At 65.7% G+C, this 551-nt stretch carries 1 protein-coding gene; it reads left to right on the top strand.

The window, feature by feature from the left end; genetic code table 11:
* Nucleotides 1-6 precede the first annotated feature (6 nt).
* Nucleotides 7-551: GTP-binding protein (locus ACW5F0_RS14740; protein ID WP_457000047.1), on the top strand; the 545-nt coding region annotated here is incomplete at its 3' end.

Genomic DNA, 551 nt, shown 5'->3' with positions numbered 1-551 from the left:
GCAATCATGGCCAAGGGTAAGTTCGAGCGCACCAAGCCCCACGTGAACGTGGGCACGATCGGTCACGTGGACCACGGCAAGACGACGCTGACGGCGGCGCTGACGAAGATCGGTGCGGAACGCTTCGGCGGCGAATTCCACGCCTACGACGCCATCGACAAGGCGCCGGAAGAGAAGGCGCGCGGGATCACGATCTCGACCTCGCACGTCGAGTACGAGTCCCCGAACCGCCACTACGCGCACGTCGACTGCCCCGGGCACGCCGACTACGTGAAGAACATGATCACCGGTGCCGCGCAGATGGACGGCGCGATCCTGGTGTGCTCGGCGGCCGACGGCCCGATGCCGCAGACGCGCGAGCACATCCTGCTGGCGCGCCAGGTGGGCGTGCCGTACATCGTGGTGTTCCTGAACAAGGCCGACATGGTCGACGACGCCGAGCTGATGGAGCTCGTCGAGATGGAAGTGCGCGAGCTGCTGTCGAAGTACGACTTCCCGGGCGACGACACTCCGATCATCAAGGGTTCGGCGCTGAAGGCGCTGGAAGGCGA

The organism is Luteimonas sp. A534, from assembly GCF_054072805.1.
This window is presented reverse-complemented; position numbering and strand designations above follow the sequence as displayed.